25 protein-coding genes are annotated in these 26,382 nt (G+C 35.6%); 16 read left to right on the forward strand and 9 right to left on the reverse strand.

The genetic code is table 11. From position 1 onward, the window contains the following. Positions 1–17: 17 nt before the first annotated feature. The 7 genes from ETP70_RS04880 to ppk2 all read right to left on the reverse strand — a co-directional run bounded on the left by ETP70_RS04880 (position 18) and on the right by ppk2 (position 7,800). A complete protein-coding gene (locus ETP70_RS04880) occupies positions 18–1,031 on the reverse strand; it encodes a cytochrome-c peroxidase (RefSeq protein ID WP_151900128.1) in 1,014 nt (337 codons plus the stop codon). Positions 1,032–1,133: 102 nt separating this feature from the next. Then, positions 1,134–2,219: a methyl-accepting chemotaxis protein gene (locus tag ETP70_RS04885; RefSeq protein WP_151900129.1), complete on the reverse strand. Its 1,086-nt coding sequence runs from the start codon at positions 2,217–2,219 to the stop codon at positions 1,134–1,136. Positions 2,220–2,231: 12 nt separating this feature from the next. Beyond that, positions 2,232–4,226, reverse strand: a complete 1,995-nt coding sequence (locus tag ETP70_RS04890) for an EAL domain-containing protein (protein WP_188110053.1) — start codon at positions 4,224–4,226, stop codon at positions 2,232–2,234. Positions 4,227–4,376: 150 nt separating this feature from the next. Then, entirely contained in the window at positions 4,377–5,303 is a 927-nt protein-coding gene (gene pdxA, locus ETP70_RS04895; protein ID WP_151900131.1) for a 4-hydroxythreonine-4-phosphate dehydrogenase, read from the reverse strand. Further along, on the reverse strand, positions 5,300–6,082 hold the full coding sequence (locus tag ETP70_RS04900; RefSeq protein WP_151900132.1) for a pyridoxine 5'-phosphate synthase: 783 nt from the start codon (positions 6,080–6,082) through the stop codon (positions 5,300–5,302). The genes pdxA and ETP70_RS04900 overlap by 4 nt, the downstream gene beginning before the upstream one ends. After that, positions 6,079–6,795: a lysophospholipid acyltransferase family protein gene (locus tag ETP70_RS04905; RefSeq protein ID WP_151900133.1), complete on the reverse strand. Its 717-nt coding sequence runs from the start codon at positions 6,793–6,795 to the stop codon at positions 6,079–6,081. Before ETP70_RS04905 ends, ETP70_RS04900 begins: the two co-directional genes overlap by 4 nt. A gap of 63 nt (positions 6,796–6,858) precedes the next feature. After that, positions 6,859–7,800: a polyphosphate kinase 2 gene (gene ppk2 / locus ETP70_RS04910; RefSeq protein ID WP_188110054.1), complete on the reverse strand. Its 942-nt coding sequence runs from the start codon at positions 7,798–7,800 to the stop codon at positions 6,859–6,861. Positions 7,801–7,886: 86 nt separating this feature from the next. Between ppk2 and ETP70_RS04915 the strand changes: the two genes are divergently transcribed. Continuing rightward, positions 7,887–8,756: a CHAD domain-containing protein gene (locus ETP70_RS04915; protein WP_151900134.1), complete on the forward strand. Its 870-nt coding sequence runs from the start codon at positions 7,887–7,889 to the stop codon at positions 8,754–8,756. On the opposite strand, the gene ETP70_RS04920 is transcribed toward ETP70_RS04915, so the two are convergent. Beyond that, positions 8,728–10,659 carry a thioredoxin domain-containing protein gene (locus ETP70_RS04920; protein ID WP_151900135.1) on the reverse strand — a complete coding sequence of 644 codons (1,932 nt, stop codon included), beginning with the start codon at positions 10,657–10,659 and terminating at the stop codon, positions 8,728–8,730. The two genes, ETP70_RS04915 and ETP70_RS04920, sit on opposite strands and share 29 nt — an antisense overlap. 277 nt (positions 10,660–10,936) lie before the next feature. On the opposite strand from ETP70_RS04920, the gene ETP70_RS04925 reads away from it, so the two are divergent. Next, positions 10,937–11,437 (forward strand): nucleoside 2-deoxyribosyltransferase, encoded by a 501-nt coding sequence (locus ETP70_RS04925; protein WP_151900136.1) that lies wholly within the window; start codon positions 10,937–10,939, stop codon positions 11,435–11,437. Further along, entirely contained in the window at positions 11,434–14,025 is a 2,592-nt protein-coding gene (locus ETP70_RS04930) for an ABC transporter substrate-binding protein (RefSeq protein ID WP_151900137.1), read from the forward strand. Before ETP70_RS04925 ends, ETP70_RS04930 begins: the two co-directional genes overlap by 4 nt. A 3-nt stretch (positions 14,026–14,028) precedes the next feature. On the opposite strand, the gene ETP70_RS04935 is transcribed toward ETP70_RS04930, so the two are convergent. Next, positions 14,029–14,250: a (2Fe-2S)-binding protein gene (locus tag ETP70_RS04935; protein ID WP_151900138.1), complete on the reverse strand. Its 222-nt coding sequence runs from the start codon at positions 14,248–14,250 to the stop codon at positions 14,029–14,031. A 130-nt stretch (positions 14,251–14,380) separates the two neighbouring features. On the opposite strand from ETP70_RS04935, the gene dsbD reads away from it, so the two are divergent. The 13 genes from dsbD (at position 14,381) to ETP70_RS05000 (ending at position 26,379) form a co-directional block, all read left to right on the forward strand. Beyond that, positions 14,381–16,117 carry a protein-disulfide reductase DsbD gene (gene dsbD, locus ETP70_RS04940; RefSeq protein WP_188110055.1) on the forward strand — a complete coding sequence of 579 codons (1,737 nt, stop codon included), beginning with the start codon at positions 14,381–14,383 and terminating at the stop codon, positions 16,115–16,117. A gap of 30 nt (positions 16,118–16,147) precedes the next feature. After that, a complete protein-coding gene (locus ETP70_RS04945; protein ID WP_151900139.1) occupies positions 16,148–17,242 on the forward strand; it encodes a cache domain-containing protein in 1,095 nt (364 codons plus the stop codon). Continuing rightward, a complete protein-coding gene (locus ETP70_RS04950) occupies positions 17,239–17,892 on the forward strand; it encodes a response regulator transcription factor (RefSeq protein ID WP_151900140.1) in 654 nt (217 codons plus the stop codon). Before ETP70_RS04945 ends, ETP70_RS04950 begins: the two co-directional genes overlap by 4 nt. Further along, positions 17,882–19,039, forward strand: a complete 1,158-nt coding sequence (locus ETP70_RS04955) for a sensor histidine kinase (RefSeq protein WP_151900141.1) — start codon at positions 17,882–17,884, stop codon at positions 19,037–19,039. The genes ETP70_RS04950 and ETP70_RS04955 overlap by 11 nt, the downstream gene beginning before the upstream one ends. A 79-nt stretch (positions 19,040–19,118) precedes the next feature. Next, positions 19,119–19,643 (forward strand): sulfur oxidation c-type cytochrome SoxX, encoded by a 525-nt coding sequence (soxX, locus tag ETP70_RS04960; RefSeq protein WP_151900142.1) that lies wholly within the window; start codon positions 19,119–19,121, stop codon positions 19,641–19,643. 18 nt (positions 19,644–19,661) lie between these two features. Next, positions 19,662–20,129: a thiosulfate oxidation carrier protein SoxY gene (gene soxY / locus ETP70_RS04965; RefSeq protein ID WP_151900143.1), complete on the forward strand. Its 468-nt coding sequence runs from the start codon at positions 19,662–19,664 to the stop codon at positions 20,127–20,129. Between the two features lie 51 nt (positions 20,130–20,180). Then, positions 20,181–20,516 (forward strand): thiosulfate oxidation carrier complex protein SoxZ, encoded by a 336-nt coding sequence (soxZ, locus tag ETP70_RS04970; RefSeq protein ID WP_151900144.1) that lies wholly within the window; start codon positions 20,181–20,183, stop codon positions 20,514–20,516. Between the two features lie 4 nt (positions 20,517–20,520). Next, a complete protein-coding gene (gene soxA / locus ETP70_RS04975) occupies positions 20,521–21,291 on the forward strand; it encodes a sulfur oxidation c-type cytochrome SoxA (RefSeq protein ID WP_151900145.1) in 771 nt (256 codons plus the stop codon). Positions 21,292–21,302: 11 nt separating this feature from the next. Further along, the gene (gene soxB / locus ETP70_RS04980) at positions 21,303–23,063 is read left to right on the forward strand and encodes a thiosulfohydrolase SoxB (protein ID WP_151900146.1); all 1,761 of its coding nucleotides are present in this window, start codon (positions 21,303–21,305) and stop codon (positions 23,061–23,063) included. Positions 23,064–23,169: 106 nt separating this feature from the next. Next, positions 23,170–24,621, forward strand: a complete 1,452-nt coding sequence (locus ETP70_RS04985; protein WP_151900147.1) for an OprD family outer membrane porin — start codon at positions 23,170–23,172, stop codon at positions 24,619–24,621. A gap of 37 nt (positions 24,622–24,658) precedes the next feature. Next, positions 24,659–25,567 (forward strand): MBL fold metallo-hydrolase, encoded by a 909-nt coding sequence (locus ETP70_RS04990; protein WP_151900148.1) that lies wholly within the window; start codon positions 24,659–24,661, stop codon positions 25,565–25,567. Beyond that, positions 25,560–25,934 (forward strand): thioredoxin family protein, encoded by a 375-nt coding sequence (locus tag ETP70_RS04995; RefSeq protein ID WP_151900149.1) that lies wholly within the window; start codon positions 25,560–25,562, stop codon positions 25,932–25,934. The genes ETP70_RS04990 and ETP70_RS04995 overlap by 8 nt, the downstream gene beginning before the upstream one ends. A 10-nt stretch (positions 25,935–25,944) precedes the next feature. Continuing rightward, positions 25,945–26,379 (forward strand): DsrE family protein, encoded by a 435-nt coding sequence (locus tag ETP70_RS05000; protein ID WP_151900150.1) that lies wholly within the window; start codon positions 25,945–25,947, stop codon positions 26,377–26,379. Positions 26,380–26,382: the final 3 nt, after the last annotated feature.

Genomic DNA, 26,382 nt, shown 5'->3' on the forward strand with positions numbered 1-26,382 from the left:
ATTATGTTGCTATAAAACTAGTTTAAGTTCGGTTTAGGAGTTTTATCTGTTGAAGCAGGAAGCATAGGCATCATCATATACGGTTTTTTCCCTGTTAATGAACCTAAGAATGCTTCAATAGACTCAGCCTGTTTGTCCGTAATTTTCATTCCAAGTTGAATACGCCCCATCTCTTTGATAGCATCTTTTAAGTTCCAAATCATACCATTGTGAAAGTAAGGTGCAGTCTCAGTAATGTTTCTGAGTGTCGGTACTTTTACCATGCCGTTTTTGTCACCTTTAAAGTCACCTGTATTCATGTATTTGTATGTTGCTGCCACATTCAATACATTCATTTCACCGCCAAGTGCTACACCGTTATGACAAGATGCACAACCAACTTGAATGAAAGTTTTCAGACCCTCTTTTTGCTTTGGTGTCATTGCTTCTTTGTAACCATTCATAAATGCATCAAACGGTGCCGGTGTTACAAGTGTACGTTCAAAATTTGCAATAGTGTCCGTAATTTTTTCAAAAGTAATTTTTACGTTGTCACCGTATGCTTTTTTAAATGCTTTTACATATTCCGGCATAGATTTGACTACTTCTTCTATATGTCCTTTTGTTGCTGCCATTTCAGGATGGGCAAGTGCCGGTCCCTGTGCCTGCTCTTCCAAATCTTTTGCCCGTCCGTCCCAAAACTGAGAACCGAAAAACACTGCATTGTAAACTGTCGGTGCATTTAAGTGATGCGGATTGTGTCTCCACATATGTCCTGTTGAAGGACCTACGCCGTCATCTCCACCTTCCATTAAATTATGGCATGTGTTACATGAAATAAGACCACTGCGTGAAAGACGTGGATCCATATAAAGCTTTTCACCGAGTTTTACTTTTGCTTTTGTGATAGGATTTTTCGGATTGTCTATCAGTTTTAAAAGTTCAGTTTGTGAACTCGGAATTGGCATAAGGCCTGCGTTTTTTGCATCTTGAACCAATGATGATGCCATTAACGAAGCGGCTGTTAATGCTAGTGCTGCGATTTTTTTCATTTTGTCTTCCTTCTAAATATTTATAGGTGTAGTATAACAGAATTAATCTTAAAGGAAAATAATTATCCATTAAGTGGGTTGAAATATAGAATAACTTTTTATTTACTCTGAATAATTGTTTTTTGCTTCATTTTCCATATCATTTAAAAGTCTATACATGTTTTTGCTTTCTTCTTCCATACCTTGAAAATCTTGTAAAGAAGTTTTCATTGTTGCTTCCATAGCATCGTCAACACCTTGTGCAAAGCGTTTTTGTGATGCATCAATTTGTTGATATGCTTTTGTCTGTCCAAAAGCTTTTTTCCCTGATTCATTTTTCCATGTATCAAAACTATGAGACCCATTATCGTTCATAGGATTACCATTACCAATTAGTTTTTCTTCATACGCACGAATTTTATAAAGAAAATTATTGATTTTTTGTTGAAGTGCTGAGATAGCATCAGCTAAGTTATGTAGCTCGTTTATAGTTTTTAAATCAATTTCATACAGTTTATCAAAACCTTCTTTAAAATTATTCATAAACGTTTCCATAGAACCTATGATTTGATCTAAACTTTCTGATGCTTCAAGCATAATGGAACTATTTTGCTTTAACATACTAATACTTGTATCAACTTCATTTGTAGCTTTTTGTGTTCTTTCTGCAAGTTTCCTTACTTCATCAGCAACAACAGCAAAACCACGACCATGTTCGCCAGCTCTTGCTGCTTCTATAGCAGCATTGAGGGCAAGTAGGTTTGTTTGGTCAGCAATATCCTTAATCAGTTGAATAATTTCAGAAATACTATGCACACTTTCATTTAAGTTTGAGGTATTGTCTCGTGTTTCTGAAGCATATTGTATAAGATGAGTGATTTGTGAAATAAAATTGTCAAAATTATTTCGTAGTTCTTTTATTTCTCCTTTTACAGATTCTGTTGTTTCTGCTAGCTCACGTAAGTTTTCTACATTTTCATTTGAACGTTCTGCAATTTCTGTCATATTTTTAACATTTCCAATGAGCATTTCATCCATAACATTAATTTTATTCTTTTGTTCGTTGCAACTTGTTTCTTCTTGCATTAAAAATGTATTTTTGCGACTCAATTCTTCTATTGTTTGTCGCAAAGATTCATTTTCTTGTTGAAGTCTGTTTATTTCATCCTCATTGTCTTTATATTGTTTATTTGTAAAAAAACCTAGCATTTGAACTCCTTTTTATTCATTAAGTTTTTCGATTAATAATTCATCAATCTCTTTTGGTTTTGAAAGATGAAATCCTTGTGCATAAGTAATATTATATGTTTTTACTAAATTAAAAACTTCTTCAGTTTCAATATATTCTGCAACACTGACAAGCTCCATAATATTAGAAAGTTCTGCTATTACTTTAACTATTTTTTGGTTTTGTTCATCAGAAGCTAATTCTTCAATAAGAGTTCCATCCATTTTCAGAACTTTCAGTAACCCTCGTTTTGCTAAATCTGAGACAAGTTTTAAAGAAGAATAACCACTTCCGAAGTCATCAACTGCAAAATGAAAACCATATTTTGCATACATTTTTTCTATAACATCAATATTTTCTATTAGGCTTTGTTCTGTTAGTTCAAATACTACAATATCATTCTTATATACCTCAATGAACTTTTCAAATTGCTGTTTAAATTCTTCATTAAATAGAGATTTAAAACTTAAGTTTACAAATAAAATTTTTGCTGCTTTAAATATTTTCTCTCTTTTTTTAATTAAATCTTTTAGCATTAATGAGTCTAAAAGTGCATCCTTATCTATAGCTATAACTTGATCTATGAATACACCGGCAGGAATAAGTTTTTTCCCATCTCGAATACGAGCAAGAGCTTCAACTACTTCAAGTTTATTTTCTTTAATATTGTAAATAGGTTGAAAAACTGCTTCTATTTCTTCCTCTTCTAATTTTTGTATGATAAAATCTAAATTTTTATAAGAATCCTCTAGCCAATTGACAAGTCGTATGCATTCTTTTTTTGATTCTATATGGTAGCTTTTTTTTGCTTGGGAAAGTGATTCAAACTTTAAACGATGCATCAGTTTGATAAAATCATCACTTGTTTTTCCGTGAAATCCAAGAAGGTTTAAAGAAACTACGGATGATTCTACTGGAATTGATTTACCATTATTTTGGTAAGTTTGATTTACAACAGCATAAATATCTTTGTGAATATTTAAATATTCTTCTGATTCAAGTTCAATACTCATCATATAATAGTTTGCAGTCACTCCTTTTATCAAAAGCATATGGCTTGCTTGTTTATCTATAGTATTTTGTAAGGAGATACTTATATTTTCCAATATAGTGTTTATATTTGCCTCACCGTAACGGGCATTAAGTTTTTTAAGTCCTTTTATGTCAATCATTGTTAAATAAACATGCTTTTTTTGATATAAAAATGATTCAAGCAGTCGAAAAAAATTCTCTTCTAAGTTGTTGTATGCTTGAAAGTAGAGTTCCATTAATGTTGAAGTGAAAATATTTATCACTTTTTCAAGTTCTTTATATGCCAAGTAGGCTTGGTAGTATTCTTCTTTTTTATAATATAAATAAAAAATATTAGCATTTTTATGAACAATATGATGTAAATCATGTAGCTGTTTGCATAAATTTAAATCAATGCAAATCATTAAAGATTCTGGATACTCTAAATATTTGCTAAAATCACATTCAAGGGATGAAAAAAGAGGAAATAAAGAGAGGTCATCTTTACGTATAGCTTTTATGATTCTTTCATACCACATTACATGAGTACGAAAAAGAAGATAATTTTGAAATTTGTGTAAACTAGAAAAGGGTTTGTCAATCTCTTTTCGAATATAAATTTTTGCGATAAGATTTAATAAATTGTTAATATCATTAGAAACTTTTAATACTTCTACTTTGTTATCAGTTTGTAAAAGTAATTCATTCATAATTTCAACTTTAAGAAGTTGTAAGCTTTTGTATATTAACAAAAATGGTACGTTGGCATCTTTATAAAAATGCCAACATAGTTTCTCATCAATGTTATGATGATAATATTCAAAATATTTTATAAGTAAAGCCTTTTGTTCTGTTATTAAGTTATTTAATTGAGTTTCACTAATTAAGAAGCTAATACTTTCATCGTTTCGTATCTCTTTTTCTATATTATCTAGAAGAAGAGGAAGAGAGTGCTTTATTTTGTTTAAGTATTTCATTAATAATTCCTTGCAGACTACAACTTTTTTCATTCTCTTTAGTTCTATATAAATATTAAAAAAGCAATTGTCTGTTGAACATCATAAAAAAATAAAACTTACAAAAACATAAAATATGACAAAAAAATTCGGGGGGGGTATTTTTATACTTTACGAGTTATAAAGTATCAATTTTATCGCTGCCTGTACAGCATTGATATAACTCAGTGTTTTTGCTTTATTTTTGTAGGCGATGTCAAAAGCAGTTCCATGATCGACTGATGTGCGTATGATGGGCAGGTTAAGTGAAATATTAACACTTTCGTCAAAATAGAGTGCTTTGAGCGGAGCAAGTCCCTGGTCGTGATACATTGCTGCAAAATAGTTGTAGTTGTTGCGGCAGTAGGGTGCAAAGGCCACATCAGGCACCATTGGACCGACAAACTGTTCAAAGCCTATTTTTTTGTTGGCACTTTTTATTGCCTTCGTGATTATAAGCTCTTCATGCCCCAAAACACCGTTGTCTCCAGCATGCGGATTAAGACCGAGCACGGCTACAGGGGCTTTTGGAATTGTATTGTGCATATCCAAAAAGAACTGTTTGAGTTTTTTGTATTTTATACTTTTTGCAACATCTTTGAGTGGAATGTGTTCTGTAAAAAGTGCCACATACATTTTATGGCATCCTAGCATCATAATGGCTTCTTTGCCAAAGTGTTTGCGTAAGAGGTCTGTATGTCCTTTATACTCAAGTCCTGCCTGCATCCAGGCTTCTTTATGTATCGGTAAGGTTACAACGGCTTTGGCTTTTTTTTCTTCACACAAACGCACGGCAGCCATAAAAGAATCATAGGCGTACAAACCGCTCTTGGCAGCTACTTTTCCCGGCTGCAGAGCAAAATCTCCCGCAACTTCATAAAGTGTGAAATCATCAGGGATGCTTACATGTAACAGTGCAGAGGCTTTTTGCAAGATATTTTTATTGATGCAGTAAACCGGATGGCATATTTTAGCAATCTCTTCATGTGCTTTGAGTGCTATCTCCAGTCCGACACCGTTTACATCACCGACACTTACGGCTATTGTTGGTTTATTCATCGCCTTGTAACTCTTTTCATCTCTTGTATCGCTTCACGTAATCCGGTAAAAACACTGCGGGCGATAATGCTTTGTCCGATGTTCAACTCTGTAATCTCCTGAATCTGCATGATTTCATCTACATTATGATAATTGAGTCCATGGCCTGCTGCTACTTCGAGACCAAGTTCTTTTGCATATCTTGCAGAGAGTTTTAACTCTTCGAGGGCAGTTTCCAGTCTGTCACTGAGTTCATATCTTGGAAATTCAAGTTCTTTTACAGAGTGATTTGATTTTGGCAAAGAGGAGTGAAGCATCGCAAAAAGATTTGCAAAAAGTCCGGTGTGAAGTTCGACCATCTCGGCTCCGAGCTTTTTTGACTGTTCTATCGCATCTGTAGAGGGGTCAACAAACAGCGAAACAGGAATGATGGCGTCATGGAGTTGCTCAATTGCATAGGATATTTCATTTTCATAGGCAAAAACATCAAGTCCGCCTTCTGTGGTAACTTCTTCTCTTTTTTCAGGAACCAAGGTTGCACGATGAGGCCTGACCTTACTGACAATGTCGAGTATTTTTTTATTAATCGAACATTCCAAATTAACAGGCACCTTCGAAAACTGCAAAATATTTGTAACATCATTGTCCTGAATATGTCTTCTGTCTTCTCGTAAGTGTATAGTAATCTGATCAGCACCGCTTTCACAGGCGACGTAAAGTGCCTGCAAAATATCAGGGTCATTTACCTGCCTGGCTTCTCGTAAAACTGCTACATGATCAATGTTTACACCAAGTTTCATTTGTTTCCTTTTGTTTTTTCTTTTACTGATTTATAAAATTCAAGATACTTTTCTTCCAAATTCTCATAGTTGATGATTTCGCCTATATGGACTTCAACAGTGTAAGGTTCATTGTAAGGGGCATTTTTAAATACCTTTTCAAGTTTGTCATTGATATATACAGGAACTATGTCAAGGTTGTTTGCTTTGGCTATTTTTGAAGCACCGCTTTGAAATTGTTTAATGTCTTCTCCATTGTATCTCTCACCTTCTGGAAAGATGTAAATATTTAAGTCATCAACTTTGGCAAGTGTTCTTTTGATGGTCTTAAAAAAGCGTACGAGTCCTTTTTTGTTTTCCAAATCTACAGGAATACATCCGCTGTATTGAAAAAATTTGCCATATATCGGGTCTTCAAAAAGTTCCTGTTTTGCTATCCAGGCACCACTTTTGCTGTATCTTGAAAAAATATTTTCCATCACGAGAATATCAAGCAGAGAACGGTGGTTGATTGCATAAAGAATTTTGTCTTTGTTTGGAAGTTTGCCTACAGGTTTTACTTTGATATTTAAAAAGTCCAAAACTTTGTTTGAATACTCCTGTCTTGCTTTTGAGAGTTCCTGATAGGCATATTTTTGTGTGATAAACGGATGAAAATAGGTTTGTTTGAAAATTTTTATATATTTGAAGCCAAGCTCAATCATAAAAATAAATTTTCCTAAATCTTTTAGCATGAGGTGCCCTTTCATTGAAAAAGAAAATTATAGCTAAAAATATACAACCCTTTTGTAACACGCCTACGCATTGTCTTTTTTTAAGGTCATCTCTGTTTCCATGATTCTGATTTCATCATTGGCAGAAATACGTATGTCAGCATCTGCTTTGAGTTTCTGTTTGTCAATTTTTTTCGGATAGTCAAAATGGTTTAATATATGTTTGATGGTATTTATACGGGCTTTTTTCTTGTTATCGGAACGAATGATTGTCCAGGGTGCATAGTCTGTATGAGATGCTAAGAGCATAGAATATTTCGCTATGGTGTATTTGTCCCATAAATCTTGTGATTTTTCATCCACCGGTGAGAGTTTGTACTGTTTGAGCGGGTCTGTTTTTCTCTTTTCAAAACGTCTTTTCTGTTCGGCTTTTGAAACAGAAAAATAGAATTTAAAAATTTTTATATTGGAATTGACAAGCATCTTTTCAAATTCGGGAACTTCATGTAAAAACTCTTTATGCTCCTCTTGTGTACAAAAGCCCATAACAGGCTCAACACCTGCACGGTTATAGTAACTTCTGTCAAAAAGGACTATCTCTCCGGCTGATGGCAGGTGTTGGACATATCTTTGAAAATACCACTGTGTTCTCTCTTTGTCACTGGGCTTGTCAAGGGCTACTACTCTTGCACCACGAGGATTGAGATGTTCTGTAATACGTTTGATAGTCCCGCCTTTTCCCGCAGCATCACGACCTTCAAAAATCATTAAAACCTTTTGTCCTGTTTCTTTGACATGGTTTTGCATTTTTAAGAGTTCTATCTGTAAATCTTTGAGTTCACTTTCATATCGCAGGACTTCATCTTTTACCCAGACGGCAACACGTTTCTTATGAGGGTCTTTGCCTCTTTTGTCCTCAGTGTCTTTCTCTTTTGTTTTATTTTTTCTTCTGTCTTCATGTACAATATCTTTTAAATCAGTACCTTCTTTTATCTCATCTTCGAGCATAGTTCTTTCATGTCCCATCTTTTTATCCTTTGATTTATTATAATCACTTTCACCTTAACATAAATTTTGTTCTATGTTATAATGGTACAAGAAGGTATGAAAAGATGGATGTAAGTATTGAATCAGCATTTAAAAATTTTTTGGAAATTGATTTTAAAAAAATAAAAAAATACAAAAAAGCTGTGCTTGCAAAAAAAGAGACCGAACCCCTGCATCAAATGCGTGTCTCTTTGAGAAGGATGCGCTCTGTATTGTTTACTTTTCAACCCGTAATACCAAAAAAAATTACAAAAAAAATTGACATAAAAATTGCAACCGTGGCCTCTTATTGCAACAGAGCCCGTGATATTGATGTTTACATGGAAACATACTTGAAAAAAGAGACATTGTCTTCTACAGAATCGCTGCTTTATAAAATTGTTGTCCACTACAGAGAAAAAGAGTATAAAAAGATTCAAAAGTATTTAAAGTCTCACAAATATAAAAAGCTTATAAGAGAACTAAGAAGATGGATACAAACAAAAAAATGGCGAAAAAAGCTTAAAAAAAAGGAGTTGTCCGCCCTGGAAAAAAACATTATTCCTTTTGCCGAAAATTTTTTAAAAAGCTATACAAATGAAATAATTTTATACGGTTCCGCAACAGGGAGTGTCCTGGAAGATGAACAGGCACACAAATTACGAATTAAATTAAAAAAACTGCGATATGCCACAGAGCTGTTTTCCGCTTATCTGCAAAATAAAGATACTTTCAGAAACACACTCAAAGAACTACAGGATATTTTAGGAAAACTTCATGATATATATGTAACAAAAGAGTTGCACAAAGTTTTTCTGCAATCCCAAAAAAACAAAAAACTTTTTACCTTTACAAAACAACTTGAAGCAGAGAATACAAAGAGGAAAAAAAAGCTTAAAGAAGCTTTTTTTCTAAAGTGGAAAGAGTTTAGAAAGATTGCTCAACAAGTTGATTAATCTTATCCACATCCTGTGTATTTGCAAAACAGCTTTTCTCTCCGCATATCATGAAATCATCCGTTTCACTTCTTTTTAACAGTGTGAACGGATATTTTATTTTTGCCAGTTTGTACGCGTAGTTGTAAATGTTTTGTTCGCTTGTTTTTATAACTCTGTCTCCTTTGACATATCGTAAAGCCTGTATAAGCATAGAGGGGTAGTAAATTGGCTTACGCCCGAGTTCATAAGAGTTGTATTCCATTGTTTTAAAGGCAAAATGGGTATATTTTTCATCTTCAAGAAGTGTTCCGAGGGTTTGTAGAACATCTATCATAATACTGACGGAACTTGTATATGTTGTATCCGTAATTTCTGCTTTTACAGCAAATTCGCCGCTACTGAAGTTCCATAGTCCTTTGTCGTAAAACTCTTCCAGTGCTTTGTTGACAAACCGTTGGGCATGTATAAGATACATTTCATTTTGTGTGTATTTAAAAGCGCTGAGAAGTGCCTGTGAGAGAAATGCATAATCTTCCAAAAAAGCTTCAACTTTTGGCTTTTTGTGTATAAGTGTCGTATGATACAGTTTTTCATCAATAAAGAGTGTTTCAAGAAGCTTATCAAGGCTTTTTATGGCTTTTTCTTTGTACTTGCTATCCACAGTTCCAAGTAAAAATAAAGCATTTATCATCATACCCGACCATGATGTCTGTACTTTTTTGTCTGTAAAAGGGTAGTCTCTTTTTTGTCGAATTTTTTGCAGAAGTGGTTTTACATCACTGAACCATGCAGGAATCTCTTCTTCGAAACGAATGATATTTTTGCCTTCAAAATTTCCGTGATGCGTAACATGCATCGTTTCACACATCTCTTTTGCATTTTCATATCCATTTTGAACAAGAAGCGTATAAACTTCATCATAGGTATAAACAAAGTAGCTTCCCTCTCCCCCCTCACTGTCGGCATCACTTGCACTGTAAAAAAGTCCATCTTCACTCATAAAGTTGTACCAGAAGTCTGCTGTCTCTTTTGCAATATGCAAATATGTTTTATCCTCATATAGCAAATAGGCTTTTGTGTAGACACCACAGAGCAGGGCATTGTCATAGAGCATCTTTTCAAAATGCGGTACAAGCCATTTTTCATCTACACTGTAACGGCAAAAGCCTCCGTCTACAAGGTCATACATACCGCCTTTTATCATGTTTTTGAGTGTATTGGTCAGCATTGTTTTTGCATCGGCATCATTGTAGAGTCTTGCAACAACAAGCAGGGCATCAAGAGTGGAAGCACGTGGAAATTTCGGTTTATCTGAAAAACCGCCGTTTTGTGCGTCATAATTGTTTTTGGCTTGGAGCAGAAAATTTTTATAAAACTCCTCTTTTAACACAGTCGCTTCTTTTGGATGCTCTTTTTGACCCAAAAAGCCTTCTATCTCATTGGCATTTTCAAAGAGTTTGGGATCTCCCTCTTTTACTTTTCTTGCTATAAGTTGTGTAATCTCTTTAAAACCCATGCCTTCTATGCTGCCAGAATTTGATTCAGGCGGTATGTAAGTGGCGGCAAAAAAGGGTTTGTTCTGTGGTGTACAAAAGATACTTGTCGGCCATCCTCCGGCGCGACGATTCAAAAGCATATATACTTCCTGATAATATTTATCTATATCCGGACGCTCTTCTCTGTCTACTTTTATAGAGATGAAACTTTCATTTAAAATATCCGCACACTCTTTGTTTTCAAATACTTTTTCTTCCATTACATGGCACCAGTGACAGGAACTGTAGCCTATGCTGATGAAAATTGCTTTGTTTTGGGCCTCAGCCTGAACAAAAGCCTCCTCACACCACGGCCACCAGTCTACGGGATTGTCTTTGTGCTGCTGCAGGTATGGAGAATCTTCGTTTGCTAATCTGTTTGACATAGTTTGTAACCTCTTGTATTTTATAGGGTCAATGCCATTAAGTTAAGCAATTTTTTCGGAACCCGTACTTTAGTGCGGGCTTTGTGTCTTTCAAAATTAAAGCCTAGGGTAAAACCTGGGTTCCAAGAAAACATCAAACTTATTTCTTAACTTAATGGCATTGATTTTGTATGGTAGGGTATGAAAAAAGGGCTGATGCTTTGCTTAAGCGTGTAATTTACACAACTTGTATAAAAACATGATACAATAGTGTTGAATTTAGTGAATAGAGTATTGTATGAAAAAAATCTATATAGCCGGACCTGATGTTTTTGAGCCTGATTCTGTTGCAATTGGAAAAAATTTAGTGCAATTGTGCCAAAAATATGGATATGAAGGTCTCTACCCGCTTGACAACATTGTTGATTTTTCACAGCAAAAACATAAAATTGCACAGGATATATTTGATGCAAATATTGCAATGATACAAGAGGCTGACATAGTGATAGCCAACTTAAATCCTTTTCGCGGGAAAGAGCCTGACAGCGGAACTGTTTTTGAGTGCGGATATGCCTATGGACTCAAAAAAGAGGTATACGGATACTTAAGTCCTGCCTGTAATTATATTGACAGATTTACAGAAGATGAAAGATTTGCAAAAGAGGGATCTTTTTACGATTTGGATGCAAGAGTGATAGAAGATTTTGATTATCCGCTTAATCTAATGCTCTCCTGTTCTACAAAAATTATAGAAGGCAGTTTTGAAACAGTTTTAAAATTTTTAAAAGGCAGAGAATGAGATTTTTCCTATTGATACTCTTCTTTTTATGTGGTTTCACAGAAGCCGATACAAACCGAGGACATGCTGCAGATGCCTTGGAAAAAGTCTCTTTGCAACTCCACTGGAAATATCAGTTTGAGTTTGCGGGATTTATTGCTGCCAAAGAAAAGGGATTTTACCGTGATGCCGGTCTGGATGTGGAGATCAAAGAGTACAGGACGGGGATGGATGTCGTTGATGAGGTTCTCTCACAAAGAGCAAATTACGGTATTTACAACTCTTCTATTTTACTGGAGTATCTGCAGGGAAAACCCCTGATTCTGTTGGCGTCATTTTTTAAGCGTTCCGCACTTGTATTGATTACACAGCCTTCTATCCATTCTCCCAAAGATCTGATCGGCAAAACAGTGATGTCTTCGCTAGTTGATGATTTCAGGCTTAATTTTAAACCTTATTTGGATGGATACGGCGTAAAGATAAGTGATCTTAAAATGGTTCCGCAAACATACCGTGTGGATGAGTTTGCAAAAGGTGAAGTCGATGCTATGACTGCCTTTATTTCCGATCAGCCTCACAAACTTGACAAACTCGGTGTAAAATATAATATTCTGGATCCCTCAAATGATAATCTGTTTGTCTTGCAGGAGGAACTCTTTACCTCCGCTGCTGAACTGAAAAACCATCCCTACCGGGTGCATGCTTTTAAAAAAGCTTCCATAAAAGGCTGGGAATATGCTCTCTCGCACAGAAAAGAGATTGCCAAAATCATTCATGAAAAATATGCGCCACAGCTGGACACAGAGACATTGGAATATGAAGCAGAAACAATCAACAAACTGATATTGCCTTTTATATATGACATAGGTTCCATAGACAGAAACTTCCTGCATAAACAGATGCAGCTTTTTAAAAATGATTTTCATGTGGGTGCGGGAAAAACACTGGATGATTTTATTGTAAAGCCCGGGATAAACGGACTTGCATTGACAGATGAGGAACAAAGATATATAGAGCTGCATAAAAAAATACCTTTGTGTGTAAATTATGATTTTTTTCCGATTGACGGATTTAAAGACGGCAGACACATTGGTATTATGGCTGATGTGTTTGCAATGATTGGCAATAAAACAGGTTTTGAGTTTATTCCTGTAGAATCACACTCAGAAGAAGAGTTGTTCCAAAAACTGCAAGAAAAAAAGTGCAAACTACTTGCAGTCGTGGCAACGAATAACAGGTATTTTACTACTGTCAGACCGACAAAACCTTTCAGCAGTACCCATTTCACATTGTTAAGCAGGCTTGACAAATCCTTTGTTGAAAACCCTCTGTTTTTAAAAGGAAAGTTGTTGCTGGTGCAAAAAAACTCATTTAAAAATTATTTAAACTATCTGTATCCCTATTTAAATATTGAAGTGGAAGAGAATAAAAATACAATGGTGAAAAAAGTGCTCGACGGCAGAGCCTATGCTATTGCATCCATAGATGAACAGGCGGACTATTTTATTGACAAATATGGATACGGAAAGCTGAAGATCAATGGATTCCTGGCAAAAGAGAGGCTGCTGCATGGCAGTATCGGTGTGCAAAAGGATGAACCGGTTCTGTACTCAATTATGCAAAAAGCTTTGAAGAGTCTTTCCAAAGAGAAGATAGAAGCAATAAAAAACAGCTGGAGACTCACGCGGTATCATGAAAGGGTTGATTACTTTCTTTTATGGATGGTTTTAGGGGTTGTTGCAATCATTTTTTTTATTATGATTTACTATCAAAGAAAATTGAAAAACTTTAATGCGGCACTTGAACAAAGAGTGCAGCAAAAAACAAAAGAACTGCAGGAGACAAATGAAATTTTAAAACACAAAGTACAGGAAAAAGCAAAAGAACTGATAAAAAAAGATGAAATTCTGACTGCACAGTCAAAACAGGCTGTAATGGGAGAAATGATCAGTATGATTGCCCATCAGTGGCGCCAGCCTCTAAATACAATTACGCTTCAAATCTCAAATTTACAGTTAAAATATCTTATGGGACAACAAATTTCCAAAGAGGATATTATGCAGACTTTGGAAGATATCAGTGATTCTGTTGTGTATCTTTCAGATACGATTGAGGATTTCAAGACATATTTTCGCCCAAACAAAGCTCCTCAAGAGACTGACATGAGAGGATTGCTAAAAAAAGCAATAAAATTTGTTGAGCCAAGACTCAAGTCAAATAAAATTGAACTCCAAACAGAATGTGATTCTGAGTTGCATGCAAATGTATATGCAAATGAACTGATACAGGTTTTACTGAATCTGTTAAACAATGCCATTGAAGCATACGAAAATAAAAAAACAGAAGATAAGATTATAAAGCTTACATGTAAACAGAGCGGTCCGAAGATTCAGATTGATGTGACTGACAAAGCGGGAGGTATAAGAAAAGAACACTTGTCCAAATTGTTTGAACCCTATTTTTCTACCAAAGGCAAAAACGGAACAGGCCTTGGACTGTACATGTCAAAAATGATTATAGAAAAACAGTTTGGAGGGAGTATCAGTGTGGAAAGTTCAATGTTTGGTACAACTTTTACCATAGTCATACCAAAAGATGTACAAAAATAATATTTAGATTTGTTTTCTTTTTACCATTGCCAAAACCATCGGGAGGTTGAGCCCGTCGTTATGGTATCCTTCATCTCTGCATGATTCACATTTGTCACCCATAGGGCATATGTCGTTTTGCAGGAGTTCTTGGAGGGTTGTGAAATTATTCTCTTTTATACAATCAGCTATATCTTTTAGAGTCAGCGAATTGCATACACATATTTCAGTATCTAAATCTATCATGTTTTTAAAAACCTTTTTCTTTGATATGGAATTATAATATATTTTTATTAACACAAATTTTATATTTATGAGATACAATTACACAAAGAATACATACAAAAATGTAATATTTTCCTAAAAGGACAGATATATGAAACTGTTGAATAAAATATTTTTAATTTTGACTTTTAGCCTCGGCTTGCTTCATGCAAGCGCTTTTTTAATGCCGGACCAGGCATTTAAACCTTATGCCAAAGTCAATGACACAATGCAGATAGAAACAGGTGTGAAAATTGCCAAAGATATTTATCTGTATGTTGATAAATTAAAAATTGAACTGATTGATGCAAAAGGTTTGTCCATACAAAGCATCACAAAGCCTGCTGCATCTGAGCACCAGGGCGACAAAGTTTATATCAAGTCACCGAATTTTATTGTTACATTGAAAAAAGATGCTTCCCTGAAAGGGATGCAAACAATAAAATTAAAAATCTCCTACCAGGGATGTTCGGAGCAGGGCTTGTGTTATGAACCAAGTACAAAAGAGTTTACACTCACAGTGGATACAGACAAACTCTCTTCAACAAACGATGCGTTAGGTACAAAAACAGAAAAAAAATCAGAGACTGACTCTATAGCAGATACAATAAAATCAAGCAGTTTTTTTGTTATTTTGGCAACTTTTTTCGGGTTTGGCGTGTTACTCTCTTTGACGCCTTGTGTATTTCCTATGATTCCTATAATTTCCGGTGTGATAATTTCTCAGGGTGAAGGACTTACGACAAAAAAAGCTTTTGCCCTCTCTTTGGTTTATGTACTTGCAATGGCTGTTGCCTATACAATTGCAGGTGTTTTAGCAGGAGTCTTTGGAGCTAATCTGCAAGCAGCATTGCAAAATCCCTGGGTTGTCTACTCTTTTGCAGGTATCTTTGTTGCTCTTGCTGCAAGTATGTTTGGTTTTTATGAATTGAAACTTCCTGATGCACTTGTAACCAAAGTAAGTACAAATACAAATCGTAACGGTTTTATAGGTGTAGCCATTATGGGATTTCTCTCAGCACTTATTGTCGGTCCCTGTGTTGCTGCTCCTTTGGCAGGTGCTTTGGTATACATAGGACAAACGGGTGATGCACTCTTAGGCGGGGCTGCACTTTTTAGTATGAGTATAGGAATGGGTGTTTTACTTGTTTTAGTCGGTGTAAGTGCCGGTAAGTTTATGCCTAAACCTGGTCCGTGGATGGTTATGGTCAATGAAATTTTTGGCGCATTAATGTTGGGTGTTGCTATTTGGATGCTTGAAAAAGTACTGCCGTCATCTGTTACTACTTTGATGTATGCAATTGTCGGAATAGGATTCAGTGTTCATTTTGGAGCCTTTGACAAAGACGGACACAGTTTCAAGCGGAGTCTGTCTTTGCTCTTGTTTCTCTACTCTTTGGCACTTTTCATGAGTGTTTTAGCAGGCGCACCAAGTATAAAACAGCCGCTTGGATTTTTAAAATCACAGGCAGCAGGTACAGTGCTTCCTGCAAATGAGAAAAAGTTGACATTTACAAAGGTAACCTCATTGGATGAGCTCAATACTTTGTTGGAAAAAAACAGAGGTAAAAAAATAATGCTTGATTTTGCAGCTGACTGGTGTACGGCATGTAAAGAACTTGAAGAGGTGACTTTTGCAGATCCGAGAGTAAAAGAAAAATTAAGTGAATATGTTCTGATTCGTGCTGACGTTACGGCAAACGGAGCAAAAGAAAAGGCACTCTCTAAGGCATATGGTGTTTTTGGTCCTCCTGTGATGATCTTTTTTGACAAAGATTTAAATGTAGAGAAATCCAAAACAATTGTAGGATTTATAGAACCGGAAGCGTTCTTAAAACATCTTCAGTAATTTGGACTAAAGAATAGAGGCGGAGTTTATTTGTTAAAAAAAATAGTAATCTTTTTTGGGGGTATTATACTGATCACATTGCTTCTGAGCTTATACTACAAAAATGAAGTCAAAGAAGAAAAAATTTACCATATTATGGATCAAATGCGGCTGACACTTGACTCACAGCTCAAATCTCATGAAATGGATGATCTGAAAATTGCGCTGCTCCTTTCAAAAAATGAAGCACTTGTCAATGCCCTGGAAAATGATGATGAAGATCTGGGCTATAAAATTTTAGAAGATATTACACAGAATATTGAAAAAAACACCGGTATGCATATACGTGCCCAGGTCATTACAAAAGAGCTGAATATCTTTGCAAGAAGCTGGGATGACATTTATGCCGGTATGCCGATAGGTGACTACAGACTGGATCTGCAATATTTCTATACGCATACAAACCCCCGTACCTCTGTAGAAATCGGACGCCGTCTGGGTATAAAGGCAACAGTGCCTGTATATAAAAACGGTAACTTTTTGGGCTTTGTGGAAGTCATCTCTTTTTTTAAATCTATAACAGACTTTTTTAGCTCCATGGGTGTTGATTTGTATGTGTTACTCGATGTAAAACACACAGATACTGCAGTTTTGATGATGCAAAACCTGACAATTGACAATTATGTTCTGGCAAACAGAAACTATAATTATGCACATATTCAAACCCTCAACCATATTGATTTTAAAGAACTGAAGCTTAACGGTGTTGTTTATGCAGATGAAAAATATATTTTTTATGAAAATATGAAAGACGGAAGTGGTACAATAATAGGAGCTTTTGTCTTTGTACTGCCAAAAAGATATTTGGATTATTTTAGAAATCCGGAAGATGATATCTCTTTTTTAATTAATGTTACAAGAAGCGGACTGTATGATGTTGTCAAAGAAGAAAAATATCAAAACAACATATATAAAGATTACAGTGCCAAATCGATGGTCTATCTGCAGGATGTAATAGACAAAGAAGAGAGACAGCTGTTTTTTGACGAAGCCTATGAAAAGTTTGACCAATACTCCAAAGACGAGTTGATTCAAATGATGCTTAATAGAAAAATTGTAAAAAAAATAGACGGGAAAATTAAATGAAAATTTTACTTTTGGAAGATGAATACTCTTTGCGTATCAGCGTAGAAGAATTTTTGAGTGATCTTGGATATGAAGTAGACGGGATTACGGATGGACTTGAAGCATATGATGCTGTTTATGATAAAAGTTATGATCTGCTTCTTTTGGATGTAAATGTTCCCTCTTTGAACGGTTTTGAACTTTTAAAAAAACTGCGTGCAGATGAAATTACAACACCTGCCATATTTCTAACATCAATGACGGATGTTGATGATTTAAAAGAGGGTTACAAAAGAGGGTGCTGTGACTATATCCGCAAGCCGTTTGATCTCGAAGAGCTTGAACTGCGTATAGATCAGGCAATTGCAAGTCATTTGCAAAATGACGGTAACAGTGTAGAACTCGGTTGTGGTCTGGTGTATGATTTGAAAAAAAGCAAACTGACGAAAGATGATGAAGAGATTGTACTGAGAAAAACAGAAAAAGATTTGCTTGAAGTGCTTATCAAGCATAAAAACTCTATAGTTTCTACAGAAATGTTTCAAGATGAAGTATGGGGAGAGTATGTGGAACCGGCTACGATACGAGTTCAGCTCAACAATCTTAAAAAGAAACTTCCACAGGCAGTCATACAAAACAGACGCGGTTTAGGGTACATTATTGAAAGATAATAAATATTCGGCAAAATATGCGCTTATTTATACTTTTTTGGTTTCCGGCATACTGCTGACGCCTCTGTTTTTTTATTTCGTCTATATGAAAAACATCCATTCTATTCAAAATGAACTTTTTTTAAAAGAAAAGTCTCTTTTGGTGGTAAAAGCGATGGAAGAATTTAACCAGGATGATGAATATTTTGAGTACCCAAGGTTTAAAACATTTCAGTCAGGTCTTTATGACGAAGGTTTTCATCCGATTTTTACCTTGATTGACACTCCTATCAATTATTTTAAAGAGGGATATTATTTAGAAGGCAACAACGCCTACCTCATTGTAACCTTGCCCAAAGAGAGATATTTCGGTGCGAGATATCTTGTGCTGAAAAATGAAATCTCCTTTGCACCGGTTTATGAAAAAGTGTTTATTATCCTTTTTACCATTGTTGTCTTTGTCTTTATACTGAGTCTCTTTTTTCTAGGCAGTTTCGCCAAACCTTTTCAAAGAATAAACAAGCAGCTGGACAACTTTATAAAAGACTCCATGCATGAAATAAATACACCCCTCTCTATCATTAATGTAAATATTGATCTTTACAACAGAAAATATGAACAAAACAAATATATGCAGAGAATGAAAGCTGCCGCAAAAGTACTTTCTAATATCTACAATGATATGGACTATCTTATAAAATATGAACGCTTGCATCATGAAAAAAAAGATATAGATCTTGCCGAGTTTTTAAAAGAACGTATAGAGTATTTTAATGAAGTTGCCAAAATGAAAAATATTCAGATCAATGCATCAATACAGGAGTGCGGAATGGTATATATGAATGACAAAGAACTGCAGCGTCTCATAGACAACAATATATCCAATGCCATAAAATACTCGTATGAAAATTCAAATATTGATATTACTCTTTTTAGGAAAAATGAAAAATGCCATTTGAGTTTTAAAGACTATGGTGTAGGCATTGAAAAAGTTGAAAAGATATTTAGCCGATATTACAGAGAAGACAGCAGCAAAGGCGGTTTTGGAATAGGGCTCAATATAGTAAAAGCAATCATAGACAAAGAAAATATAGAACTTAAAATAGAGTCACTTCCGAAGCAGGGAAGTCTGTTTATCTACACATTTCCTAAAAAAAAGACAAATTAAATATAAATAAAACTGATTTTACATAAATTTTACATTTAGTAGTTACACTTACTCCATAAAACAAATAGGAGGAACGAGAATGAAGAAAACTGTTATGATGTCATTACTTGTGGGTGTTTCATTATTTGCTACTGATTATAGCAAAGTAATAACACATCCGGATGCGAGTAAGATGATAGAAAAAGATTTGTTAGCACCACCAAAAGTATATAGTATGCCAGCCGGTTGTGTAACAACTGACCCTGATGCAATAGCAAGAGGTGCATATATTTTCCATAATTTAAACGGAAAGAAGGCAAAGAAAAACCCGCCAAAAGGTTTGTCTAGAAAAACGAAAGACGGAAAAGTCAAGCAATACGGAAACTGTGTTGCCTGCCATAATATAGAAGGTGCTAAAGGTGCTGGTAATATAGGTCCTGATTTAACTGACTATAGAGAAAACTTTATAGAGAGTGGTGCAAGAGACAACCAGTTTGTTTTTCAAAAAATAGCTGATGCCCGTATTGACAATCCGGATACTCATATGACAATTAACTTAACAACCAAGTTATTCACTCCAAGAGAAATATGTGATATTACTTCATATATTGTTGCTCCAAAATAATTATAAGGAATTTAAACTATGCAAAGAAGAGATTTTTTCAAAAAACTAGGAACAGTAGCTGCGGTATCAGCTGTTATGCCAGCGATGAGTTTTGCCGGTGGTTCGAAACCTATAAGTCCAAATAAAATGGATTATAATACTGCTGTAAACACGATAACAGGTGGGAAAACCCCTAAACCTTCAAAAAAAGTAAAATTAAAAGTTCCGGAAATTGCGGAAAACGGTGCAGTTGTTCCTGTAACAGTTACAGTTGATTCTCCAATGACTGAGAGTAACTATGTAAAAGCTATTCATATTTTAACAGGAAAAAATTCAAATGCTCGTACAATTGATGTTTATTTGACTCCTGCTAACGGCAAAGCAATGTTTTCAACACGTATTAAACTTGGTGGTACGCAAAAAGTAACTGCTTTGGTAGAGTTGAGCAATGGAGAGTTTTTAACAGCTTCTCAAAGTGTTAAAGTAACTATTGGTGGTTGTGGTTGATTCTAACCAAACATTTAAAGTCAAGAAAAATATAAAATAGAGGAATTGAAAATGCAAAAAAGAAAGTCACTGATTAAAATCAAGCCAAAAAGATATAAAAACGGCGAGATAGTCAAAGTTAGTTTTATGGTTATGCACCCAATGCATACTGGTATGGCTAAAGATAAAAAAACGAAAAAAATTATTCCGGCAAAATATATAAACAGTGTAAAGTTTATTTATAACGGAAAAGAAATTACAAGTATGAAAGTCTGGGAGTCATTATCTGTAAACCCTGTATTTACTACATACATGAAAATTAACGGCAAAGGGAAACTGACTGTTAAATATACGGATAATACTGGCGAAGCGCACGAAAAAACCAAAAAGATTAAACCAAAAGGATAATCAAATGAAAACAGGTATTAAAATAGCTCTATCAGTTGCAATGCTTGCTTCATTATCTTATGGTGGTGAGCAATTTGCAATGAGCGACGCAGACCGTGCAATGTACGCAGAGATGTCAGAGAACAATCCTGCCGACATTATGGTGGCTGACGGTGAAGAATTACTAGGTTATATGGGTGGAGACGAAGGTCTTGCAAAATATCTTGGTGTGACCGAAGATGAACTGCCGGCATATATAGCAGGGTTTCCCCGCTATATCAAAAAGTTTGACATGGTTGTAGGAATTGACCAGGTAATTCAGGCAATGATGGCAGACGGAGGGCATAAACCGCTGAAGCTTAAAAGCGGAAACATGTTTGCAATGGTGGCATATGTGAAATCTATTGCAAACGGCGAAAAGATAAACATAGATGTAACAGCAAACAAGCAGATGAAAGAAGCTTATGCACTGGGTTTAAAGACATATATGACAAAACGCGGCGGTCGCGGACTTTCATGTAACTCTTGTCATGCTCCTGCTGTAGTCGGCCGTATTTTAAGAACACAGCCGCTTCCGGATTTAGGTGCAAAAGGTGCAAAAGCTGCGGCAACATGGCCGGCATACAGAATGACAAAATCATCTTTAAGAACACTGCAACGCCGTTTTCAGGGATGTATGAAAAATGCACTTTTAAAAGTTATACCGCTCGGTTCAAAACAGATGGTAGCACTTGAAGTGTATTTAACAAATAAAGCAAAGGGCGCTGAAATTTCAATCCCTGGTTTAAAAAGATAGAAGGTTAATTAATGGAAATTTCTAGAAGAGATTTTATGCACATTGCAGCGATATTTGGACTGACTGCAGCTACAAGCAGCTTTGCAAGTTCACAAAAAATAGAGCAGATTGGTTTAAAAGATATATACCAGTTTAATTCAATGGGTAATTTTACACTGATGCATATATGTGATTTACATGCACATATAAAACCACTGTACTGGAGAGAGCCCTCAACATTGATCTCTGCTCCAAACCTTGTGGGAACACCTGGGTTTTTATGTGGTGAAGCATTTGCAAAGCATTATGGACTTGAACCAAGTTCTCTTGATGCATATTTCGACACATATATAGACTTTAGCAAATTGGCTAAAAAGTTTGGAAAAATGGGCGGTATCGCGCACATTAAAACTTTGACAAATCACATTATAAAAGAACGCGGAAAAGAGAATGTACTTTTCCTTGATTCCGGTGATACATGGCAGGGAACTGGTGTGGCACTGAAAACCGCTGGCGAAGCTATTGTAAAAGCCCAAAATTATCTTGGAATTGACACTATGGTAGGGCACTGGGAATTTACCTATGGGAAAGAGAGAGTCAAAGAGCTGATTGAGATGCTTGATGCGAAATTTATTTCTCAAAATATCATAGGTGATGATCCTTTTGCTGATGAGTATGAAGAGTTGATTTTTGAACCGTATACTATTGAAGAGCGTGGTGGGGCAAAAATCGGAATTATCGGACAATCCTTTCCGTTTACATCTACTGCGAACCCAAAAGAGTTTACAGAGGGTTGGAGTTTTGGTTTAAGACTTGAAACACTTCAAGAATATGTAGATGAGTTGAAAAATGAGAAAAAAGTGGACTGCGTTGTTGTGCTTTCGCACGATGGATTCAGCGTTGATCAGGAAGTGGCGCGTAAAGTTAAAGGTATCGACTTTATTTTAAGCGGTCATACACATGACCCTTCACCGGAACCTATTGTAATTAACGGTACTGTTATCGTTATTGCAGGAAGTCACGGAAAATATATAGGTCGTTTGGATATTGATGCAAAAAACGGAAAAGTGAACGGATATGAGTACAAACTGATTCCTATTGCTTCGCATATTATTCCGGCAGATCCGGAGGGTGTAAAGCTTGTCAATGAATTGTATGCTCCTTTTGATAAAGAGTTTAATGAAGTGTTAGGCCGAACAAAAGGAATGCTTTATAAGCGTGATACATTCTTCTCAACATTTGATCAGCTCATCAATGATGCAATTATGGATGAGATGAAATGTGATGTCTCTTTTACTCCAGGGTACAGATGGGGAACAACAGTGCTTGCCGGTGACAATATTTTAATGGACAATGTATATGAGATGTGTGGGATTACCTATCCTGATGTGTATACATTTGAGTTAAAAGGTGAAAAAATTGCAACACTTTTAGAAGATATTGCAGATAATGTTTTTAATGCAAACCCTCTATACCAGCAGGGTGGTGACATGAGCCGTCTTGGCGGTGTAACCTATTCTATCGCCGTTTCAAACAAAGCGGGTGAGAGAATATCAAATCTTAAGATTGGAGGTAAACCTATAGACTTGAAGAAAACATATATAGTCTCATCATGGGGTGGGAACCTGCAAAAAGCAGGCGCCAACTTGCAAACTGACAAAATTCGTCCGGTTTATGATGTTGTACGTGATTATATTAAAAAGAAAAAAGTGGTTGATGTGAGTAACAAAGGTAATGTTACTATACTAGATTACAGTTGTGGCTGTCCGACTAAGGGGTCAAGAGGCTGCTAAAGGAACAGGAGGCAGCTGCAACTGCCTCCTGTATCTGAATGTGTTAACAATAACATAATCAAACAAGGTTATTATAACACTTTTTAAACAAATAAAAGGGAAACAAATGAAAAATATGATTAAATTGGCAGCTGGAACTGCTGCTTTACTACTAATGGCTACTTCAGCACAGGCAACGTTAAAGACAGATAAGGTTACTTTAAAAGGGAACATGCAAGTGAAGTATAACAAACTTCCATCTCCAGTTGATTCTTTGAAAGAAGCTTTTACTGAGGGTATGTTCTACGGTCGTTTCAGAACAAACTTTTTCTATTGGGACTGGGATGTAGAAAATTATGCAACTGGCGGAAAGCAAAAAGATAACAAAAACAATGGTGTCGGTGGTAGTTTAATCTATAAATCTGCTCCGTTTAAAGGGTTCAGCGGAACTGTTGGCCTGTATACATCACAAAACTTAGATTTCTTTCGTATGGATAAACAAGATGCAAAATATGCAAAATCGGGTAAAGATACATTCAGCAGATATAATTTATCAACTGGCGGGCATTATGGTATTACTGATTTAGGTCAGGCATATTTGCAGTATGATGCTACAAAAAAGACAACTGTTAAAGTTGGTCGTCAAATGTTTGAGACAGTGTTTACAAAATCAAATGATACAAAGATGATACCAAATACTTTTGACGGTCTTACTGTTGTCAGTAAAGATTTACCAAAAACTACGGTAAAACTTGCATATTTTACAAAACAAAAACTAAGAGATCATACAGTTGCACATGATGTTCTCGCATTTGATCCAAACAATAAATGGAACCAAAATGATGATTCGGCAATAAACAAAAACCTCACAGTTGCAAGAATAGGACAGGATAACAAACTTATAGTCGGTACTGTGACAAACAAGTCTGTTAAAAACCTCAAAGCAAGTGTAGGTTATGCAACAGTTCCCGGTGTTGTGAGCAATATTACATTGGAAGCACATTATACTATTCCTGTCGGTTCAATGAAAGTTGTCCCTGGTGTGAGATATATGATGCAGTATGATGCTTTGGGTGCCAACTACGGTGTGGCAAACTTAAAAGGGAATCAGACAAACTATACTAATCCGAACTCTTTGGATTCAAATCTTTTATGTGCAAGAATTGACTTTAAACAAGGTGCATTTTTAGGCCGTTTAGGGTACTCAAAAGTAGCTGACAAAGCAGATATCGTTGCTCCATGGCGTGGATTCCCGACGGGTGGATTTACTCGTGCAATGGCTCAGTATAACTGGTATGCAAACACTCAAACTATTATGCTTCGCGCAGGATATGACTTTGGAAAAGCAAAAATTCTTCCAGGATTCAGTGTAATGGTCAGATACGCAATGCAGGATTTTGATGACAGTAAACCAGGTGTACAGGCTGATAGTAATATTATTCATATGGATGTTCGTCAGAACATCGGACACAGCAGTGAATTAAAATTCAGACTCGGTATGGTTGACGCGAAACCGACAAACGGTAAGACAGATGTATCATACAATGAGTACCGTTTAGAGTATAACTACTTCTTCTAAAGAGAAGTAGTTTAATCACAATTATAAAGGTTATGCTTTGAAGTCATTTTTGTTGAGTATTGTATTATTTCATTCTCTCCTTTCTTACGATTACAAACTTCAGCCTGAAAAAGTAGATGAGATCACCACTCACTGCTTTTTTGGGCTACCAGAAGTGATGGATGAGCATAACAACGGAAACATGTCCAATTCATGTTTTGTTACCCTTGGGAGCAGCTATCTTGTGATAGATAGTGGTCCCACGTATCAGTATGCCCAGCAGGCATATCAAAAGATGAAAGCTATCAAAAATCTTCCTGTCTCTTATGTTATAAACACACATGTTCATGATGATCATTGGCTTGGAAATAGTTACTATGCGACACTTGGTGCCAAAATCATAGGATCAGAGGCATTTAAAGAACTTCCTAAGTTGGAACAAACACGCATGCAAAGAAGAATATCTGCCGAGGCATATAAAAAAACGACACAGGTCTTTCCGACTGTTTTTGTAAAAAAAGAAAAAGTTTTACAGATTAACGGAAACAAAGTATATATCAAAAGTGTAAATCATAAAGCGCACACAAACAGTGATCTTTACGTTTACATACCAAGTAAAAAAATTGTCTTTGTAGGTGATCTTGTGTTTAATCAAAGACTTCCCTCACTTCGAGATGGAGATATAAGCGGCTGGTTGGAGGCTCTTGAACAAATAAAGAAAATGGATGTTCAGTATATTATTGGCGGGCATGGAGAAAATATAGATAAAAAAGCCGTTGATTTTACCTATAATTATCTGAAAACCTTAAAAAAAGAAGTAAAAAAAAGGCTGGAAGCGGGTGAAGATATCGCTGATGTTGTAAATGAGGTTAAAATGAAAAAGTATGAAAATGACCCTTTTTATGATTCCATCCACAGACAGAATGTAGAAACAGCTTATAGAATGTTGGAGTGGGAAGATGAGTAAAATTATATTTTTAGTTTTGTTAAGTGCTTTTTCTTTATGGGGTCTTGAATTTCATACTTATGAAGAAGCGTTAAAAATCCAAAAACAAAACAATAAAATTATTATGATAGATGTCATACGTTCGGATTGTCAGTACTGCATCAAAATGAAAAAAGAGGTTTTTGATGATCCGGAAATGTCAGAATGGATAGAAGAGCGTTTCATTCCCGTGGAATTGAACCTTGATTTTGATGAACTGCCTTTGGGATTACATGTATATTTTACACCGACTTTTTTCTTTGTAGATAAAAATCAAAAAATAATTAAACAGATTCCGGGTTCATGGAATATTCAGGATTTTAAAGATTTAACAAAAAACATAAAATAAAGGATAATTCATGCTAAAATTTACACTAATTTTACTAAGCTTTTGTATTCTCTCGTTTGCAGATACAGAGTATGCAGAGCCCAAACCTTCTATAGACAATCCGAGACAAATTGTCTTTTCAGTCACAGAAGATTCTCCGCATGCACTGGATCACATACTCAGTGTCGCAAACAATGTTTTGAAGTTTTACGGACCGGAAAAAGTAGAGATGAAAATCGTTGCCTATTCCAAGGGGATAAAACTTTTGGACAGACATGTGAAAGAGACTGCTGTGCGCGTAGATGCTCTGATGCAGTATGATGTAGAATTTGTTGCGTGTGGTAACACAATGCGGACACTGCATATAAAAAAAGAAGACCTTGTTGACGGCTCCGTTGTAGTAACCGCAGGTGTGGTTGAACTGCTGGAGAGTGTTAAAGCAGGTTGGATTTATATTAAACCATAGGAA

Source organism: Sulfurimonas hydrogeniphila (assembly GCF_009068765.1).
In the GTDB taxonomy this organism is placed as follows: Bacteria; Campylobacterota; Campylobacteria; order Campylobacterales; family Sulfurimonadaceae; genus Sulfurimonas; species Sulfurimonas hydrogeniphila.

Excerpts from the sequence above, each read along its gene's own strand:
- soxY (WP_151900143.1), top strand. The coding sequence starts at position 19,662 with ATGCAAAGAAGAGATTTTTTCAAAAAACTAGGAACAGTAGCTGCGGTA.
- soxZ (WP_151900144.1), top strand. The coding sequence starts at position 20,181 with ATGCAAAAAAGAAAGTCACTGATTAAAATCAAGCCAAAAAGATATAAA.
- ETP70_RS04950 (WP_151900140.1), top strand. The coding sequence starts at position 17,239 with ATGAAAATTTTACTTTTGGAAGATGAATACTCTTTGCGTATCAGCGTA.
- soxB (WP_151900146.1), top strand. The coding sequence starts at position 21,303 with ATGGAAATTTCTAGAAGAGATTTTATGCACATTGCAGCGATATTTGGA.
- ETP70_RS04920 (WP_151900135.1), bottom strand. The coding sequence starts at position 10,659 with ATGTCAAACAGATTAGCAAACGAAGATTCTCCATACCTGCAGCAGCAC.
- soxX (WP_151900142.1), top strand. The coding sequence starts at position 19,119 with ATGAAGAAAACTGTTATGATGTCATTACTTGTGGGTGTTTCATTATTT.
- ETP70_RS04885 (WP_151900129.1), bottom strand. The coding sequence starts at position 2,219 with ATGCTAGGTTTTTTTACAAATAAACAATATAAAGACAATGAGGATGAA.
- ETP70_RS04930 (WP_151900137.1), top strand. The coding sequence starts at position 11,434 with ATGAGATTTTTCCTATTGATACTCTTCTTTTTATGTGGTTTCACAGAA.
- ETP70_RS04905 (WP_151900133.1), bottom strand. The coding sequence starts at position 6,795 with ATGCTAAAAGATTTAGGAAAATTTATTTTTATGATTGAGCTTGGCTTC.
- ETP70_RS04995 (WP_151900149.1), top strand. The coding sequence starts at position 25,560 with ATGAGTAAAATTATATTTTTAGTTTTGTTAAGTGCTTTTTCTTTATGG.
- ETP70_RS04900 (WP_151900132.1), bottom strand. The coding sequence starts at position 6,082 with ATGAAACTTGGTGTAAACATTGATCATGTAGCAGTTTTACGAGAAGCC.
- ETP70_RS04985 (WP_151900147.1), top strand. The coding sequence starts at position 23,170 with ATGAAAAATATGATTAAATTGGCAGCTGGAACTGCTGCTTTACTACTA.
- dsbD (WP_188110055.1), top strand. The coding sequence starts at position 14,381 with ATGAAACTGTTGAATAAAATATTTTTAATTTTGACTTTTAGCCTCGGC.
- pdxA (WP_151900131.1), bottom strand. The coding sequence starts at position 5,303 with ATGAATAAACCAACAATAGCCGTAAGTGTCGGTGATGTAAACGGTGTC.
- ETP70_RS04880 (WP_151900128.1), bottom strand. The coding sequence starts at position 1,031 with ATGAAAAAAATCGCAGCACTAGCATTAACAGCCGCTTCGTTAATGGCA.
- ETP70_RS04890 (WP_188110053.1), bottom strand. The coding sequence starts at position 4,226 with ATGAAATACTTAAACAAAATAAAGCACTCTCTTCCTCTTCTTCTAGAT.
- soxA (WP_151900145.1), top strand. The coding sequence starts at position 20,521 with ATGAAAACAGGTATTAAAATAGCTCTATCAGTTGCAATGCTTGCTTCA.
- ETP70_RS04915 (WP_151900134.1), top strand. The coding sequence starts at position 7,887 with ATGGATGTAAGTATTGAATCAGCATTTAAAAATTTTTTGGAAATTGAT.
- ETP70_RS05000 (WP_151900150.1), top strand. The coding sequence starts at position 25,945 with ATGCTAAAATTTACACTAATTTTACTAAGCTTTTGTATTCTCTCGTTT.
- ETP70_RS04925 (WP_151900136.1), top strand. The coding sequence starts at position 10,937 with ATGAAAAAAATCTATATAGCCGGACCTGATGTTTTTGAGCCTGATTCT.
- ETP70_RS04935 (WP_151900138.1), bottom strand. The coding sequence starts at position 14,250 with ATGATAGATTTAGATACTGAAATATGTGTATGCAATTCGCTGACTCTA.
- ppk2 (WP_188110054.1), bottom strand. The coding sequence starts at position 7,800 with ATGGGACATGAAAGAACTATGCTCGAAGATGAGATAAAAGAAGGTACT.